The 15,811-nt window shown below is 72.6% G+C and carries 15 protein-coding genes and 1 pseudogene; 6 read left to right on the plus strand and 10 right to left on the minus strand.

Translation table 11 applies throughout. From position 1 onward, the window contains the following. Positions 1-251 precede the first annotated feature (251 nt). Entirely contained in the window at positions 252-1,112 is an 861-nt protein-coding gene (locus tag ABZZ04_RS26955) for a DUF3558 family protein (RefSeq protein WP_356934802.1), read from the minus strand. 179 nt (positions 1,113-1,291) lie between these two features. Then, positions 1,292-2,275 (minus strand): DUF3558 domain-containing protein, encoded by a 984-nt coding sequence (locus tag ABZZ04_RS26960; protein WP_356934857.1) that lies wholly within the window; start codon positions 2,273-2,275, stop codon positions 1,292-1,294. A 170-nt stretch (positions 2,276-2,445) separates the two neighbouring features. Here ABZZ04_RS26960 and ABZZ04_RS26965 point away from each other — a divergent pair, with 170 nt between their 5' ends. Continuing rightward, the gene (locus ABZZ04_RS26965; RefSeq protein ID WP_356934803.1) at positions 2,446-3,639 is read left to right on the plus strand and encodes an RtcB family protein; all 1,194 of its coding nucleotides are present in this window, start codon (positions 2,446-2,448) and stop codon (positions 3,637-3,639) included. Between the two features lie 142 nt (positions 3,640-3,781). Here ABZZ04_RS26965 and ABZZ04_RS26970 read toward each other — a convergent pair whose 3' ends face one another. Further along, positions 3,782-4,540 carry an SDR family NAD(P)-dependent oxidoreductase gene (locus ABZZ04_RS26970; protein WP_356934804.1) on the minus strand — a complete coding sequence of 253 codons (759 nt, stop codon included), beginning with the start codon at positions 4,538-4,540 and terminating at the stop codon, positions 3,782-3,784. 219 nt (positions 4,541-4,759) lie between these two features. Here ABZZ04_RS26970 and ABZZ04_RS26975 point away from each other — a divergent pair, with 219 nt between their 5' ends. Then, complete coding sequence (locus ABZZ04_RS26975) at positions 4,760-5,311, plus strand: hypothetical protein (protein WP_356934805.1); 552 nt, start codon at positions 4,760-4,762, stop codon at positions 5,309-5,311. Between the two features lie 109 nt (positions 5,312-5,420). Here the strand turns inward: ABZZ04_RS26975 and ABZZ04_RS26980 are convergent, their stop codons facing one another. Next, positions 5,421-6,905 carry an FAD-dependent monooxygenase gene (locus ABZZ04_RS26980; RefSeq protein WP_356934806.1) on the minus strand — a complete coding sequence of 495 codons (1,485 nt, stop codon included), beginning with the start codon at positions 6,903-6,905 and terminating at the stop codon, positions 5,421-5,423. 145 nt (positions 6,906-7,050) lie between these two features. On the opposite strand from ABZZ04_RS26980, the gene ABZZ04_RS26985 reads away from it, so the two are divergent. After that, a complete protein-coding gene (locus ABZZ04_RS26985) occupies positions 7,051-7,623 on the plus strand; it encodes a TetR family transcriptional regulator (protein WP_356934807.1) in 573 nt (190 codons plus the stop codon). Between the two features lie 47 nt (positions 7,624-7,670). Further along, positions 7,671-8,144: pseudogene (locus tag ABZZ04_RS26990) on the plus strand (MarR family transcriptional regulator); the annotation flags it as partial. Positions 8,145-8,289: 145 nt separating this feature from the next. Here the strand turns inward: ABZZ04_RS26990 and ABZZ04_RS26995 are convergent. From ABZZ04_RS26995 to ABZZ04_RS27005, 3 genes are all read right to left on the minus strand, one after another. Further along, complete coding sequence (locus ABZZ04_RS26995) at positions 8,290-9,042, minus strand: Mut7-C RNAse domain-containing protein (RefSeq protein ID WP_356934808.1); 753 nt, start codon at positions 9,040-9,042, stop codon at positions 8,290-8,292. Positions 9,043-9,210: 168 nt separating this feature from the next. Next, the gene (locus ABZZ04_RS27000) at positions 9,211-10,092 is read right to left on the minus strand and encodes an NmrA/HSCARG family protein (RefSeq protein WP_356934809.1); all 882 of its coding nucleotides are present in this window, start codon (positions 10,090-10,092) and stop codon (positions 9,211-9,213) included. Positions 10,093-10,309: 217 nt separating this feature from the next. Next, positions 10,310-11,164 (minus strand): NAD(P)H-binding protein, encoded by an 855-nt coding sequence (locus ABZZ04_RS27005; RefSeq protein ID WP_356934810.1) that lies wholly within the window; start codon positions 11,162-11,164, stop codon positions 10,310-10,312. A gap of 201 nt (positions 11,165-11,365) precedes the next feature. Here ABZZ04_RS27005 and ABZZ04_RS27010 point away from each other — a divergent pair, with 201 nt between their 5' ends. Continuing rightward, positions 11,366-11,803: a GNAT family N-acetyltransferase gene (locus tag ABZZ04_RS27010; RefSeq protein WP_356934858.1), complete on the plus strand. Its 438-nt coding sequence runs from the start codon at positions 11,366-11,368 to the stop codon at positions 11,801-11,803. Positions 11,804-11,900: 97 nt separating this feature from the next. Here ABZZ04_RS27010 and ABZZ04_RS27015 read toward each other — a convergent pair whose 3' ends face one another. Beyond that, positions 11,901-12,701 carry a helix-turn-helix domain-containing protein gene (locus ABZZ04_RS27015; protein WP_356934811.1) on the minus strand — a complete coding sequence of 267 codons (801 nt, stop codon included), beginning with the start codon at positions 12,699-12,701 and terminating at the stop codon, positions 11,901-11,903. Positions 12,702-12,801: 100 nt separating this feature from the next. On the opposite strand from ABZZ04_RS27015, the gene ABZZ04_RS27020 reads away from it, so the two are divergent. Continuing rightward, positions 12,802-13,374, plus strand: coding sequence for a TIGR03086 family metal-binding protein (locus tag ABZZ04_RS27020; protein ID WP_356934812.1), 573 nt, complete (start codon positions 12,802-12,804; stop codon positions 13,372-13,374). Positions 13,375-13,524: 150 nt separating this feature from the next. Here ABZZ04_RS27020 and ABZZ04_RS27025 read toward each other — a convergent pair whose 3' ends face one another. Together ABZZ04_RS27025 and ABZZ04_RS27030 are read right to left on the minus strand one after the other, a co-directional pair. Then, positions 13,525-14,718 (minus strand): hypothetical protein, encoded by a 1,194-nt coding sequence (locus tag ABZZ04_RS27025; RefSeq protein ID WP_356934813.1) that lies wholly within the window; start codon positions 14,716-14,718, stop codon positions 13,525-13,527. Between the two features lie 176 nt (positions 14,719-14,894). Further along, positions 14,895-15,779 (minus strand): universal stress protein, encoded by an 885-nt coding sequence (locus ABZZ04_RS27030; RefSeq protein ID WP_356934814.1) that lies wholly within the window; start codon positions 15,777-15,779, stop codon positions 14,895-14,897. Positions 15,780-15,811 lie beyond the last annotated feature (32 nt).

A 15,811-nucleotide genomic window follows, 5' to 3' on the forward strand; every position in this document is an offset into this window, starting at 1 on the left:
CCTCCTCGTTCCCCGTATTCGATGTATCCGACGTGTCGGACGTATCCGATGTGTCGGACGTGTCCGGCGTTCTGTGCGGACGTCCTGTTCATCGGTGCCCGCGGTGCCCTCCGGCGGGCACAGCCTGGCACATCGGGGTGCGGCGTGTTGCGCGGGGAGGGGCGGGAGCCCGGCCCCCGGGGGAGGGCCGGGCTCCGTGAAACCGCTCGTGGCCGGGGGGTTCGGGCGCCCGGCGGGCCCGTCGGGGTGGCTCAGGTGGTCTTCTTGGTGGACGACTTGTTGGCCGAGGTCTTCCGGCTCTTCGGCTTGCTGTCCGAGTCGTCGTCGTCCTTGCCCGAGGAGCCGCCGGAGGTCGTGGAGCCGTTCGTGTCGGCCGACTTGGACGGGTCCGGCTCGTCGGCGGCGGCCACCGAGGCCACCGCTTCCTTGGCGGCCTTCTCGGCGCCCTTCAGGATGTCCTCGGCGGACGGGGCCTTCGCGCCCGCGTAACCGGCGCCGTTGTAGGTGAGGGTGACGACGACGTTCCCCGTACGGGCCACGATCGTCGCGTACTTGAAGTCCTCGCTCGTCTTGGTGAGCTCGTAGGTGACCTTGGTGGCCTGCTCGCCGATGCCGTTGACGGGCGCCTCGGCGACCTTCTTGGCGTTCGCGGTGTCCTTGGCCTTCGCCACCTGCTTCGTGAAGTCCTGCCGTGCGCGCTCGGCGCCGCTGCCCAGGGTCTGGTCGGAGTCGAAGCGGGTGAAGCCGACGTCGAGCCAGCGGTACTGGGAGCCCTTCACGCCCTTGTCGTCGAGGCCGTTCCACGAGCAGCCCGTGCGGTACGAGACGTCGCTGGACGTGGCGGCCGTGCCGTTCTTGGACTTCGCGTCGGGCACCAGGGAGGTGATCGTCTTCTTGGTGATCGACTTGCACGGGTCGTCGGGCAGCGAGGAGAACTTCGCGGGCTCGACGGTCGGTTCCTTCTTCTTCGGGGCCGTCGAAGCGGATGCCGAGGAGCCCGACTCCTTCTTGTCCTTGTCGCCGGAGTCCGACGAGCAGCCGGCGACGACGAGCATCACCGGAACGGCGGCGCAGGCGAGTATGCGGGTGAGTCGCGGGGCTGAACGGTGCATGGTTCCTTCACTCGGGTGGCGCGGCGGGTGGGCTGCCGGGCGGTCGGGCGGTCGGTCGGACAGGCGGTCGGACCGGAGGTTCCGGAGGGCCACGGTACGACGGACCGGGGCCGGATGCCGCCTCGGCCGGGGACGCGGAGACCGCGGGCGGGACCGGTCGGGAGGCTTCCGGGGCGGGGCTACTCGTCGAACTCCTCGACCAGGTTCCGGGCCAGTGCCTGCGCCTTCTCCTGCAGTTCCTTGCTGTCGGGGACCACGGTGGAGACGGTCGGCTGCTCGGTGTACTCGACGGTCACGATGACGTTCGATGTGCGAAATACCACGCTGACCGTGCGGTGCTGCGCGGTGGAACCGGCCCGGGTGAGCAGATCGTTCAGGAACGCGCTGTCCCCGAGGTCGTCGAGCGTGCGCGGCCGGAGGTCCTCGCCGCCGTCCTCGGCCCCGTCGGTCCCGCCGTCGCCGTCCTCGGCCCCGTCGGTCCCGCCGCCGTCGTCCTCGGCCCCGTCGGTCCCGCCGTCGTCGGCCTTCGGATCGTCGGTCTTCGCGTCGTCGGCGTCCGTGTCGTGGCCGTGGGCGTCGCCCTTCCCGGAGGGCGGGCCGGACAGGGGGTGCGAGGCCGCGCCGGACTCCGCGCCGGATTCGGGTCCGGTGGCGCCGTCGTCGGCGTCGGAGGAGCCCGAGGAGTCGGAGGGGGTCTGCTTCTCCGCGTTGTCGGGGGTCGCGGAGGCGGAGGGCGAGGAGAGACCGGCGGCGGTCACCTTCTCCGTGTACACCTCGTCGGCGCGGTCGTCGTCGCTCACCGAGGGGTCGTAGGACACGACCCGCTCGAAGTCGATGAACAGGGTGCGCGAGGAGGAGTGGTCCTCCGACTTCCAGCGGCAGCCGACCCGGCGGTCGGTGTCGTAGGTGACGGTGGCGGTGCCCCCGTACACCTTCTTCTGCTGCTCCTCGGAGAGTTCGGCGGAGCCCGGGAGCAGGTCCTTGAGCGTGGACGACGTGACCGCGCGGCACGGCTCGGGGAGGGTGCGGTACTTGCCGGGGGCCGCCACGGCCTCGGTCGCCTCGCCCGGCTTGCTGTCGGCTGCGGAACCACCGGTTCCGGTGTCGGCGCTGCAACCGACGACGAGCGCTGCCAGCAGTGCGGCGCCGGGTACGTAGGCCATTCGTCGCACGGCCCTGGGCTCCCTTCGTGCGAAAAACGGTTGCCGCTCGATGGCGACCGGTGGAGACAATGTGTATCGCACGCGCCGCTGTGAATGCCGGTCGACCGACTCGTTTGCCGACCTTGGCACCGGTTTTGCGCTTTCAGACTTTTCGGGGGAATCGAGGGATTATGTCGTATGTAGAGGTACCGGGCGCGAAGGTCCCGATCCGCATGTGGGCCGACCCGGCCTCGGTCGAGGACTCGGCCATGCAGCAGCTGCGCAACGTGTCCACCCTGCCCTGGATCAAGGGGCTGGCGGTCATGCCGGACGTCCACTTCGGCAAGGGCGCGACGGTCGGCTCGGTGATCGCGATGCACGGTGCGGTCTGTCCGGCGGCGGTGGGCGTGGACATCGGCTGCGGGATGTCCGCGGTGAAGACCTCGCTGACGGCCAACGACCTGCCGGGCGACCTGTCCCGGCTGCGGTCGCAGATCGAGCAGGCCATTCCGGTGGGCCGCGGGATGCACGACGACGCCGTGGACCCCGACCGGCTGTACGGCTTCCGTGCGCCGGGCTGGGACGACTTCTGGACGCGGTTCGGCGGTGTGGCCGAGGCGGTCAGGTTCCGTCAGGAACGGGCCACGAAGCAGATGGGGACGCTCGGCTCGGGCAACCACTTCATCGAGTTCTGCCTCGACGAGGCGGGTTCGGTCTGGCTGATGCTGCACTCCGGGTCGCGGAACATCGGCAAGGAGCTGGCCGACTTCCACATCGGCGAGGCGCAGAAGCTGCCGCACAACCAGGATCTGATCGACCGCGACCTGGCGGTGTTCGTCGCCGACACCCCGGAGATGGCGGCCTACCGCAACGACCTGTTCTGGGCGCAGGAGTACGCGAAGCACAACCGCGCCATCATGATGGCCCTCTTCCAGAACGTGGTCCGCAAGGAGTTCAAGAAGGCCAAGGTGACCTTCGAGCCGGTCATCTCCTGCCACCACAACTACGTGGCGGAGGAGCGGTACGAGGGCATGGACCTGCTGGTCACGCGGAAGGGCGCGATCCGTGCGGGCTCCGGGGACTTCGGGATCATCCCGGGGTCGATGGGCACCGGTTCGTACATCGTGAAGGGCCTCGGCAACGAGAAGTCCTTCAACTCGGCCTCGCACGGCGCGGGTCGGAAGATGAGCCGGAACGCCGCGAAGCGGCGCTTCTCGACGCGCGACCTGGAGGACCAGACGCGGGGTGTGGAGTGCCGCAAGGACTCCGGCGTCGTGGACGAGATCCCGGCCGCGTACAAGCCGATCGAGCAGGTCATCGAGCAGCAGCGGGACCTGGTGGAGGTCGTCGCCAAGCTCAAGCAGGTGGTGTGCGTGAAGGGCTGAGCACCGGGTACGGGCGCCGCGCCGGGTCGTTCTCACGGACCCCGGCCGCGGGCCCCGTCCCGGGCTCATGGTGGGCCCTGTCGCGCATGTCGGCCCCGGACGCGGGTGGTGTGTCCGGGGCCTTCCCGTGTCTCCGTCCGGGTCAGCCGGTGCGGTGGACCTTGGAGTTGGACGCCTGGGCGCGGGGGCGGACGACCAGGAGGTCGATGTTGACGTGACTGGGCCGGGTGACGGCCCAGGTGATGGTGTCGGCCACGTCGTCGGCGGTGAGGGGCTCGTCGACGCCCGCGTACACCTTGGCGGCCTTCTCGGTGTCGCCGCGGAAGCGGGTGGTGGCGAACTCCTCCGTCCTGACCATGCCGGGGGCGACCTCGATGACGCGGACCGGGGTGCCGACGATCTCCAGGCGGAGCGTCTCGGCCAGTACGTGCTCGCCGTGCTTGGCGGCCACGTAACCGCCGCCGCCCTCGTACGTGCCGAGGCCCGCGGTGGAGGAGAGGACCACGATCGTTCCGTCGCCGCTCGCGGTGAGCGCGGGGAGCAGGGCCTGGGTGACGTTGAGCGTGCCGATGACGTTCGTCTCGTACATCTGACGCCAGTCGGCGGGGTCGCCGGTGGCGACGGGGTCGGCGCCGAGCGCCCCGCCCGCGTTGTTGACGAGGACGGCGAGGGTGCGGAACGCGGTGGCGAACTCGTCCACCGCGGCGCGGTCGGTGACGTCCAGGGCGTAGGCCGTGGCCTGGTGGCCCGCCCCGTTGATCTCCTCGGCGAGCGCCTCGATGCGGTCCTTGCGGCGGGCGGTCAGTACGACGCGGTGGCCGGCGGCGGCCAGTTGGCGGGCGGTCGCGGCGCCGATGCCGCTGCTCGCTCCGGTGATGACGGCGATCGGGGTGGCGGCCATGGCGGACTCCTCGGGCGGACGATCTATGACGCGGCCAGGATAGGCAGGCGCGGATCAGCGGTTCGAAACGTGTCAGTGGATGGACGCGGGTCCGGGACGGGCGCCGGGCGGACGCGGGGCGGGGCGAACGGTGGGTGGGGATGGGCCGGACGAGGGGAAGGCGCGCGCCGAACCGATCGGTAAATAAGGATAATTCGGGTCTATCTGTATCTTCGGGGCATGGTAGTGACCCGTAGAAAAGCCGCGGCGCTGGTACTGGTCGCGATGGCGATGCTGGGCGCGGGCGCCGCGCCGGCCACCGCGGGCGCGACGGCCGCCGTCCCCGGTCCCGGTGCCGTCCCCGGTCCCGGTCCCGGTCCCGGGACCGCCGTCGCCCCGGAGGCCGATGTGTCGCACCACGGGCATGTACTGCTGTGGGGCTCGGGGCTCGGGGTCTGGATGCGGTCCGAGAACCGCGGTCCGTCGAACCTGGCGGACGTGACCGTGCGCGTGCGGACGTCGGTGCCGCTCGTCGGGCGGCAGGAGCTCCCGGAGAACTGCATGCAGACCGGTCGGCAGACCGTGCTGTGCCGGACGGGCGAGCTGCGCGCCGACGGGGCGGAGGAGGCGAGGGGGCGGCAGTTCGCGTTCGAACTGCAGCTCGCGGGGAAGCCGGACGAGGTCGTCGTACGGATCGACACGCTGTGGAACGGCGGGGCGACCGACCGGAACCTCCGCAACAACGACCACGAGGTGCTGGCTCCGGCCACCGGAGACGAGTACGTCTTCTGACCTTCGGGCGCCGCCCCGGACCGGGCGCCCACGGGCACCCGCCGACTTCGGGCGTTCGTCGGCCCCGGTCGCCCGCCGGCCGCACCCGCCGGCCACCGGCCCCGGGTGTTCACCGGGCCCGGTTGTTCCCGGCGGCCGGTGCCAACCGGGCGAGTGCGGACCGCAGGGCCGCGGGGTCGGCGTGGTCGCCCGCCCAGGCGATGTAGCCGTCGGGGCGGACGAGCAGGGTGGTGTCGCGCTCGCCCTGCCAGTGGGCGTGCACCAACGGGGCCGGTGACGCCGGGGCGGTGACGTCGGCCGGGGTGACGAGGACGAACGCGCCGTCGCGCAGCAGCTGGTGCAGCCGGCCCTCCCGCAGGCTCAGGTCGGGGGCGCGCTTCGAGGTGAGGGGGTGCGCGCCGCGTGGGGCCGAGTAGGCGATCGAGATGCCGGAGATCATGCCGATGAGCTTGTCGGAGGCGGGCCGGACGCCGGACAGCATCTTGGCGGCGACGGTTCTGGCCGCCCGCTGGAGCGGGGTGTGGGCCATGGCGAGGCGGACGATCGCGCCGCTGGAGCGGAGCACCCTCGTACCGACCGGGTGCCGCTCCGTCTGGTAGCTGTCGAGGAGCGCCTCCGGGTCGGCCGTGTGTCCCCGCAGCACGGCGGCGAGCTTCCAGGAGAGGTTGGCGGCGTCCTGGAGGCCGGTGTTCATGCCCTGGCCGCCCGCCGGCGAGTGGACGTGGGCGGCGTCGCCCGCGAGGAAGACCCGGCCGGTGCGGTAGGCGGGCACCTGGCGCTCGTCGCTGTGGAAGCGGGAGATCCAGCGCGCGTCGTGCATGCCGTAGTCGGTGCCGAGGGCGCGGCGGGCGATCTCGCGCATCTCGTCGAGCTCGACGGGGTCGCTGTCGGCGGGCTGGTGCGTGCGGTCCCACCCCATCACGCGGTACCAGCCGTCCCCGAACGGGACGATGAAGGCGAAGGCGTCTCCCCCGCCGCTGACCGTCAGGACGGAGGTGGGCTCCTCGGCGAACCGGACGTCGGCGAGGACGATCGACCGGATCACGGACCTGCCGGGGAAGGGGAGTCCGAGCGCGTGGCGCACGGGGCTGCGCATCCCGTCGGTGCCGACGAGATAGCGGGCGGTGAGGGCGGACCGGCCGCCGTCCGGCTCGCGCAGCTCGGCGGTGACGGACCCGGCGTCCTGGTGGAGCCCGGTCAGCTCCGTCTCGTACCGGAAGCGGACGCCGGCGGCGCGGGCCCGGCGTTCCAGCAGGTGCTCCACCTCGTACTGCGGGGTGATCAGCACGAAGGGGAAGCGGGTGCGCAGCCGGGAGAGGTCGATCGAGAGCGCGCCGAAGAAGCGCAGGGAGGTGATGGGGGTGCCCGTCCCGATCAGCTCGTCGGCCAGGCCGCGGTTGTCGAGCAGTTCGAGCGTGCGGGCGTGCACGGCGAAGGCGCGCGTCATGTTGTTCGTCCGGAGCGGGCGGCGCTCCACGAGCGTGACGGAGACGCCCTGGGCGGCGAGATCCCCCGCGAGCAGCAGGCCGGTGGGGCCGGCGCCCACGACGAGTACGTCGACGGTCTCGGGTGCGGTGCTCGGGTTGGTGGTCATGACTGCCTCCTGGGCCCGTTCATCAGCGGTAGCCGGCTGTCACCGGCCGTCACCTTCGTGCCAACAACCGTTGGTCAACGCTTGTTGGCAACGGTAACTCCGGCGTGATTGGCATGTCAACGCTTGTTGGCCTACATTTGTTGGCATGACGAAGCCCGCCGCCGCCCCCCGCCGTTCGGACGCCACCAAGGCCGCGATCCTCGCCGCCGCGCGCGAGCGGTTCGCCGCCGACGGGTACGAGCGCGCCACCATCCGGGCCATCGCCCGGGACGCGAGCATCGACCCGTCGATGGTCATGCGCTACTACGGCAACAAGGAGGGGCTGTTCGTCGCCGCCTCCTCGATCGATCTGCGGCTGCCCGAGCTGGGGGCGCTGCCGGCCAAGCACGTCGGAGCGGCCCTCGTGGCGCATTTCCTGGACCGCTGGGAGGGCGACGACGTGCTCACGGCGATGCTGAGGGTCGGTGTCACCAACGAGGCCGGTGCGGAGCGGATGAGAGAGGTCTTCGCCCAGCAGATAGGGCCGGTCACGGTCGGCGTCTGCCCCGATCCGGCCGAGGCGTCCCACCGTGCGGCGCTCGTCGCCTCGCAGATACTGGGAATGGCGCTCACGCGCTACGTGCTGCGGTTCGCGCCCGCCGCGGAGATGTCGCGCGAGGAAGTGATCGCCTGGCTCGCGCCCACCGTCCAGCGCTACCTGACCGCCGAGAAGCCGTAGGGCCCGTCCGGCGGGGAAGGGCGTTGCCCGATTCGTACACTCTCTCCATGTCGCAGAAGCACCAGCCCCGCCGTCGTGCGCTGATGGCCGAGCTGACCGTCGAGTCGCGGCGGTACATGGCCGCGTACACGCTCTTCAACCAGGCCGTGGCGGACCACCTGCGGCTCCACCCGACCGATCTGCAGTGCATCAACCTGCTCGGACTGGAGGAGGCCCCGGTCACCACCGGTCGTATCGCGGAGCTGACCGGGCTCACCACGGGGTCGGCGACCCGGCTGGTGGACCGGCTGGAACGGGGCGGCTACGTGACGCGCGAGCGCGACACGGTCGACCGGCGACGCGTGCTCGTCGCGCCCGTGCCGGAGCGGATGGCGGAGGTCGGCGCCGTGTGGAAGCGGCTGAGCGGCGCCTGGGCGGAGATGTTCGAGGCGTACGACGACGACGAAGTGGCCCTGCTCATCGCCCACATGCGGCGGACGGTCGAGCTGAGCGCGCGCCAGGTCGAGGTGTTGCGGCGGGGCACCGCCGCGCCGGACACCGGGAGCGGAACGGCGGCCCCGGGCGGCGACACGGACACCGGCAGCGGCACGGACGCCGATGACGGCACGGATGCCGATGACGGCGGGGCGGACCCGGAGAGCGGGGCGGGCCCGGCGGGCGAGGGCGTCAGGCGTTGTCCGCAGGAGTGACGGAGGCCGGGGCGAACTCCTGGAGCGCCTTCGTGACGATCGCCTCCAGCCGGGTGTGGTGGGCGCCCCGCCAGTAGACGCGGTCGCACTCCGTGCACTGCGCGAAGACGTCGTACGACTGCCGGGTGCCGTGCTCCAGCCGGCCGCTGACGCTGTCCTTGTCGGCGCTCCTCAGCGGGCCGTTGCAGGCGGTGCACCTGGTCCACGGGGCCAGGTGCGGGGCGAACCGCTCCAGCACGTCGCGGAGTTGCTCCTCCGGATGATTGCTGTAGACGTACGCCCCGGCCCAGAGCTCCCGCCGGTGCAGCAGTCCGCGGTCCCGGGAGAGCAGCACGCGGCGTTCCTGCGCCGAGCGGGTGGCCAGTGCGGGGTCGCCGATGTCCTCGCTCTCGTACGCGGCGTCCACGCCGAGCAGCCGCAGCCGCCGGGCGAGTGTGCCGAGGTGGACGTCGAGCAGGAATCGCAGGGGTGCGCCCGGAACGTGCTGGGGGCGCTCCACGGCACGCACCTCGACCAGTTCGCCCGCCCCCGGGATGTGCGAGACCGGGACGGGGCGGCCGTCCACCAGGATCTGCCCGGCCTCGGTGAGCGGGATGCCGAGGGACTCCACCACGTGGCCGAGGGTGGAGGAGCCGTCGGTGACCACGGCCGTGCGCCCCCGGCGACGTTCATGGGCGACGAAAAGGCGTAGTTCGGGGGCGACTTCGAGGTGGATCTCCGGGCCGTTCACCTCGTCAGCATGTCATCGGCCCGGTCGGGTCGGCCAGGGGGTTTCGAGTGAGGGGACTCCGGCCCGGTCGAGGGCCACGTCAACCGGATCAAGATCCTCAAGCGCCAGATGTTCGGCCGGGCGAAGCCCGACCTGCCCTGCCCGCTTCGCAACTGCGGCCGGAGGATGTCACTGATGTGCGGGCGCCGCGGACAGGAGTGTGGACCAGTCCTGGGCGACGGCCCAGTCGGTGAAGCTGTGCCAGCCGACTTCGGGGTAGTCGCGTCGCAGCGAAGTGACATCGACGTCGAGGCCGACGGCGGTGAAGTACTCGAACATGGCTGCCAGGTCGGACGACCGGGTCCGGACGTGGGCCAGGGGTACCTCCTGGTGGGCGACCTGGCGACCGATGGCGGTCGCGAGGATCTCTGCCATCTGGTTCGGGGTGTGCTCGTCGGAGGCGATGTCGATACGGCGACCGGCGAACTCGTCGCCGCGCTGCAGTACCAGCGCGGCGAACGCGCCGATGTCCGAGGCGGGGATGAGCGTGAGGGGCCGGTCTCCAGGCATGGGCCAGGCGAAGGAGCCGTCGCGCAGTCCGTCGAGGGTCCAGCCGCTGGCGTAGTTGTCCATGAACGCCGCCGGGGCGATCACCGTCCAGGGCACCCCGGCCGTACGCAGGTGCTGCTCGACCAGGTGCTTGCTCTCGTAGTGCGGAACACCGGTGCCCCGGTCGGCGTGGGCGGCGGAGGTGAACACGACATGCCCGAGGCGGACCTCTGCCGCGGCATCGACGAGGGCCATGCCCTGACGGATTTCGGTGGCGGTGTCGGTGCCGAACGGGGTGGTCACCGCGAAGAGGGAGTCCGCCCCGGTAAGGGCGGCCTCAAGCGAGCGGCGGTCGTCGAAGTCGGCGTGGCGCACCTCGGCACCGAGGCCGCGCAGAGCGTCGGCGGCGGGTGAGCCGGGACGGCGGGTGAGCGCGCGCACCCGGTGACCGGCTGCGAGCAGGGCGCGGGCGGTGGCCCCGCCCTGGGCTCCGGTGGCTCCGGTGACGGCGACGGTGAGCATGGTTCTCCGATGAGTGATGTTGCTGCGCAGCGCATTGGTTGCGTTGCGCAGAAGGTTTTGGGGAGTTGCCGCGTCGTGCGGCAACTCGGAATGTGATCCGGACGGCAGTGCTGGGTCGTCCCGAGCCGCCGGACCCCCCGGGTGTTCCGGGCCCTTGGGGTACCCGGAACGTACGGAGCACCTGGAACGTCCGGAGCGCCCGGAACGGCCGGGGCGTTCAGGGGCGGAAGGCGTCGGCGTGTTCCTCGGCCCAGGCGGCGAAGGTGCGGGCCGGGCGGCCGGTCAGTTTCTCGACCTCGTCGGTCACCGCGGCCGGTGAGTCCTCCGACTCCGCCATGTACGCGAGCAGCGCATCGGCGATCGGCTCGGGCGCGAACGCGGCCATGGACTCCTTCCACGCCTCCCCGGACACGGTGTTGACGGCGATGGGGTGCCCGGACGCCGCCGCCAGGAGGTCGATCTGCTCGGTGGCGGTGAGCGATTCGGGGCCGGTCAGGTGGTACGCCGCGCCCTGTGGACGGGGTTCGGTGAGAGCGGCGAGGGCCGCCTCGGCGAGGTCCATCTCGTGGATGGGGCTGCTGTGGCTGCGGGGGTGGGGGAGGTCGACGGAGCCGTGCTCCCGTACCGAGCGCGACCACTGGTGGGCGTTGGTCGCGAAGACGCCGGGGCGGAACAGTGTCGTGGTGAGGGGCGAGGCGATCAGGGCCTGTTCCACCGCGTGGTGGGAGGCGGCGATCGGGTTGCCCGGGGCGTCGGGGGCGAGGACCGAGCTGGAGGAGAGCAGCACGATGTGCTCGACCCCGGCGGCCTCGGCCGCGGCGAGGAAGGCGTCGATGCCGGAGGGTTCGGCGTAGAGGAAGACGGAGTCGACCCCGGCGAGGGCGGCCGGGAAGGTGGCCGGGTCGCCGAGGTCGCAGGCCACGACCGGCACGTCGGCGGGCAGCGCGGCGGCCGGCCCGGAGAGCTGTTCGGGGGCGCGCGAGGCGGCGCGGACGGAGTGCCCGGCGCGGAGCAGCAGCGGGACGAGCGCGGAGCCGACACGGCCGCGGCAGCCGGTGACGAGAGTGAGCATGACGAAGGAACCTCTTCTCCGAAGATATGACTGCGGTGCGCATAAGTTGCGCGACGCAGATAAATATCCTGGGAGAGCCCCCGGTCGTCAAACGCTTTCGGGGCGCGGCGGACGTGGCGGACGCACGGGGCGGGGGCGAGGACGGGCGAAGGCGGGAGCGGGGACGGGAGCGGGCGCGCCTACAGTTCCCCCATGTCCCTCATGAAGATCATCGACCTCGAACCCGGCGACGCCGCACTGGCCGACGACCTGCTCCCCGTCCTGCGCGAACTCCGTACCCACCTCACCGAGGACCTCTTCCGGGAGGTGTACGAGCGGGGGTACGGGCAGGGTCTGCGGTTCAGCGCCGCCTACGACGACCGGGGCGTCTGCGTGGGCGCGGCCGGGTGGCGCGTCGTCGACAACACCAGCCAGATCCGGATGCTGTACGTCGACGACCTGGTCACCACCGAGGACGCTCGCTCCACCGGGGTCGGCCGGAGTCTCCTCGGGCACCTGGAGGAGCGGGCCAGGGAGGCCGGTTGCCGGCATCTCAGCCTGGACTCGGGCACGCACCGCACCGACGCCCACCGCTTCTATCTGCGGGAGCGGCTGGACATCGTCGCGTTCAACTTCGACAAGGTCCTCGACTCGGACTGAGTGCGGGACGGCGGACCGGCCCGCCCTGTCGGCCCGGTGGGCCCGGCAGGGCGGATGTGCCTGATGGGCCGGACGGGCCGGGCCCGGACGATGGTGTTCAGCGCGGTGCGAACGCCGTCGGGGACACCCCGACGGTGGCCGTGAAGTCCCTGATCAGATGGGCCTGGTCGCTGTAGCCGAGTTCGGCGGCGAGCGCCGCCCAGTCCACCCCGGGGTCCGACTCGGCCCGTTCCAGCGCCTCGTGGATCCGGTAGCGGAGGATGACCCACTTGGGTCCGACGCCGACGTACGCCGAGAAGAGTCGCTGGAGGGAGCGCGGGGACAGCTCCCCGACACGGGCGAGTTCGTCGACGCGACGCACCGTGCGGTCCGTGCGCACCAGGTCGACCAGGGCCATCGCGCGTTCGGCCTGCGGGTCCGGCCGGGGCGCGAGCGCCAGCAGGTACGCGTCGAGCGCCGCCACCCGCTCGTCCTCGTCCGCCGGGTCGAGCACGGCCGACGGCGGGACGGGCGGGGCGAACACCTCGTCCGCGGGCAGCCGTCGGCCCGTCCACTGCACGACCGGCCGGTCCGGTGCGAACGGCCGGAACCCGCCGGGCCGGAACTGCACGCCGCAGACCCGGCCCCGGCCCTCCAGCTTCTGCGTGAAGAGCTCCAGCCCGATGCCCGAGACCTCCGCGAAGTCGGCCTCGTGCTCGTACCGCTGGAAGACCAGGTTCACGGACGGGTGCGGCACCAGGTGGGAGGCGTACGGCTGCGACAGGTCCCAGTCGATGAGCCAGTAGTGCTCCAGGTACGGCCGGAGTCCGGCGGCGGGTTCGCGGCGGCGGAAACGTACCTGCGCGAAGAGTTCGGGGGCGTCGACGATGCCCCGGGTGTCACGTCGAGGACCGGCCATGGTGGCGATTTTATGGCGTGCTTCGAGGCGTGCGGATCTTTTCGTGGACGATGACGCGTTTCTTCAAGCGCCGGGCCGCCACGGCGTGCAGGGTCGGCGGATGAAGAAGATGAGCGAACTGCTGGGGGCGGCCGCCGAACGGGCCGTGCCGGTGCTGAACGGGATCGACGACAGCAGCCTCGAAGCACCCACGCCCTGCGCGGAGTACGACGTACGGGCGTTGATCAACCACCTCTTCCAAGTGGTCGTCAACTTCCAGGCGCTCGCGGCCCGGGAGCCGGCCGACTTCGGCGGGACGCCGGACGTCGTGACGGGGGACTGGCGGGCCCGTTTCGCCGAGGAGACCGACAAGTTGGTGGCGGCCTGGGCCGTGCCCGGCGCGGAGGAGGGCACCGCGGGGGCCATGGGGCTGCCGGCCAGGACCGTCGGGAACATGGTGCTGGGTGATCTGACCGTCCACGCCTGGGACCTCGCGCGGGCCACCGGCCAGGACTTCGCACCGGACGCGTCCGTGCTGGACGAGATCGGCCCCGCGCTGGCCGCGATGGCGCCGATGGCCAGGGAGGCGAAGGTGTTCGGCGAGCCGCACCCCGTGCCGGAGGGGGCCGGCCCTTTCGAACGGGCGCTGGCGCTGACCGGCCGCGATCCGCACTGGCGGGCCCCCGGCGCATGACCCGGTGACGCGCCCCGGGCGTGCGGGCGGCGCCCCGCACACCCGGGAGCCGGCCGGGGGGAGCGGGGCGGGGGAGCGGCCCGTGCCCGTACGTCGGGGAAACGGCCCGTGCCCGTACGCCGGGGGGCGTGGCGGGGCGTGTCCGGTCGGTCAGCGGCTCCACACGTGCAGTGCGTCGCCCGACTCCGACACCGTGTACCAGGTGCCGTCGCCCAGGGCGGTGGGCGCGCCGGAGACCGGGAAGGGGTATGAGAGCTGCGCGGTCACGCGCATCTCCTCCCCGGCCGTGCCCACCAGCCAGTGGCGCGCCTCGCCGTACTCCTCGTCCCGTTCCGACGTACCGACGACGACGGTCTCCTCGTCGAGGAAGCCGCACTCGTAGTCCCAGAGCGTCTCGTCGGCGTCCTCGTCGTCGGGGTCGGCCCCGGGGTGGCGCGGGACGGCGTGCTCGGTGTCGAGTTCGGCCAGCACGGAGCCGTCGTCGACGCGGTGCACGCCGAGCGTCTCCTCGTAGTGCGTCACCGTCAGGAAGCGGTCGCCCGAGGGGCTCACCGCCGTCAGGATGCGCTCGTCGTTGCAGAACCGCTCGACGGTGAGCTTCTCGCCGTCCCACCTGCCCCACAGCAGCGGCACCCCGTCCTGCCCCTCGCCGACGGACAGGCCCATCCGGGCGGGGTCGGGGTGCGGGACGTGGTCCGAGCCGGCCGCCACCGTCTCCGAGTCCGCCCGGCCGAGGACCCGGCCGTCGGCGGCGTCGACGACCAGCCACTCGTCCAGTGCCTCCGGGTCGGGCCCCGAGGCGGCGACGGGGCCGCGGATGTGGGCCCACACGAGCGTGCCGTCCGCCGAGAACACGGCCGAGCCGCTGTCCGGGTACCGGTGCCGGGAATCGGTCGCGTACTCCTCGAACCCGGCGTGGAGCGTGCGGCAGCTGCCCTCCCAGCAACCGTGCGCGACCTCCCAGCGCACCGCGCCCGTCGGGTCCACCGCGCGCAGCGCGTGCACCCCGGCGAAGACCGCGAGAGCGGCGTCCGGCGCCACCGCGAAGGTGCCGAAGTTGCGGGGCCAGGGCGCGGGGAAGCGGACCGTCGGGGCGTTCACCGGGTCCGCCGGGGCGTTCTCCGGGTCCGCCGCGTCCGGAACGCCCGCCGCGTTCGGAACGCCCGCCGCGTCCGGGGCGACCACGACCAGTTCGGCGTCGCCGCGCTGGACGAGCAGGCGCCGCCCGTCGCCGGGCTCCCCGCCGGGCCACCGGACCAGGTACGGGGCGTCCGCCGCGTCCCGCTTCCGGTCCAGCGGTGCGGCGAACGTGGTGACAAGGCGTGCGGCGGCGACGTCGACCATGGGCCGGGCCTCCCTCTCGTGCTTCGGTGCCGCGCCGGTACGGGGAGGGCCGTGCGGCCGGGCCGGCGGCCACGCGGGGCCGCGCCGTGGCCGGTTCGCACCCGGACTCCCCGCCACCGTTCCGCGGGCAGCCGAGTGGTCAAGTGTTCGACGTAGTATCCCCGTCGGCGTCCGGGTCAGCGGGAGCGGGCGTCGGGGACGACGGCGACCGGGACGGGCGCGTAGTGCAGCATCGCGTGGCCCACCGGGCCGAGGCGGAATCCGTGCCGTCCGGTGCTCCGGCGGGCCCCGACGACCAGGAGTTCCGCGCCCTCGGCGGCCTCGATGAGGCTCTGGTGCGTCGGCCCGCGCACCACCGACCGGTGGATGACGACGCCGGAGGAACCGGCCGGATCCAGCCGTTCCAGCACCTCCTCCAGGTGCTCCTCGGCCTCCCGGTGGTAGGAGGTGGCCGGGGAGCCCGCGATGAGCGGATGGCCCATGGGGCCGTGGGCGGGGCTGCGCCAGACGCGTACGGCGACCAGTTCGCCGCGGCGGACCGCCGCCCGCTCCAGCGCGAAGACGGCGGCCGGTGCGGGCGTGGCGGAATCGCTGATCCCGACGACGACGCGGCCGGGGTGCGCCGGGGGCCCGGAGGGGTGCGCCGGGACGACCACGACCGGGCAGCGGGACCGGCCGGCGAGCGACAGGCTGACGGACCCCAGCAGCATTCCGGCCACCCGGCCCCGGCCGCGCGAACCGAGGACGACCAGGGCGGCCTCCCGGCTCTCCTCGACGAGCGCCGTCACGGTGTCCTCGGCCAGCACGACGGCCTCCGCGGCGACCCCGGGGCCGAGCCGCCGGGCCCGTTCCGCGGCCTCGGCGACGAGGCGCCCGGCGATGACCTCCTCGGTGGGGCGCTCGGTGTCGAAGACGTCGTGCACGCCCTCGTAGCGCTCCCACAGGGACGCGTGGACGACCCGCAGGGGCAGCTGCGAGCGCGCCGCCTCCGCCACCGCCCAGTCCAGGGCGCGCAGACTCCCCTCCGACCCGTCCACCCCGACGACCACGGGGAGCAACATCGCTCCCACCGCCTTCCGTGTCTCGGTGCCCG

This window comes from Streptomyces sp. NPDC006435 (genome assembly GCF_040612315.1).
Classification (GTDB): domain Bacteria; phylum Actinomycetota; class Actinomycetes; order Streptomycetales; family Streptomycetaceae; genus Streptomyces.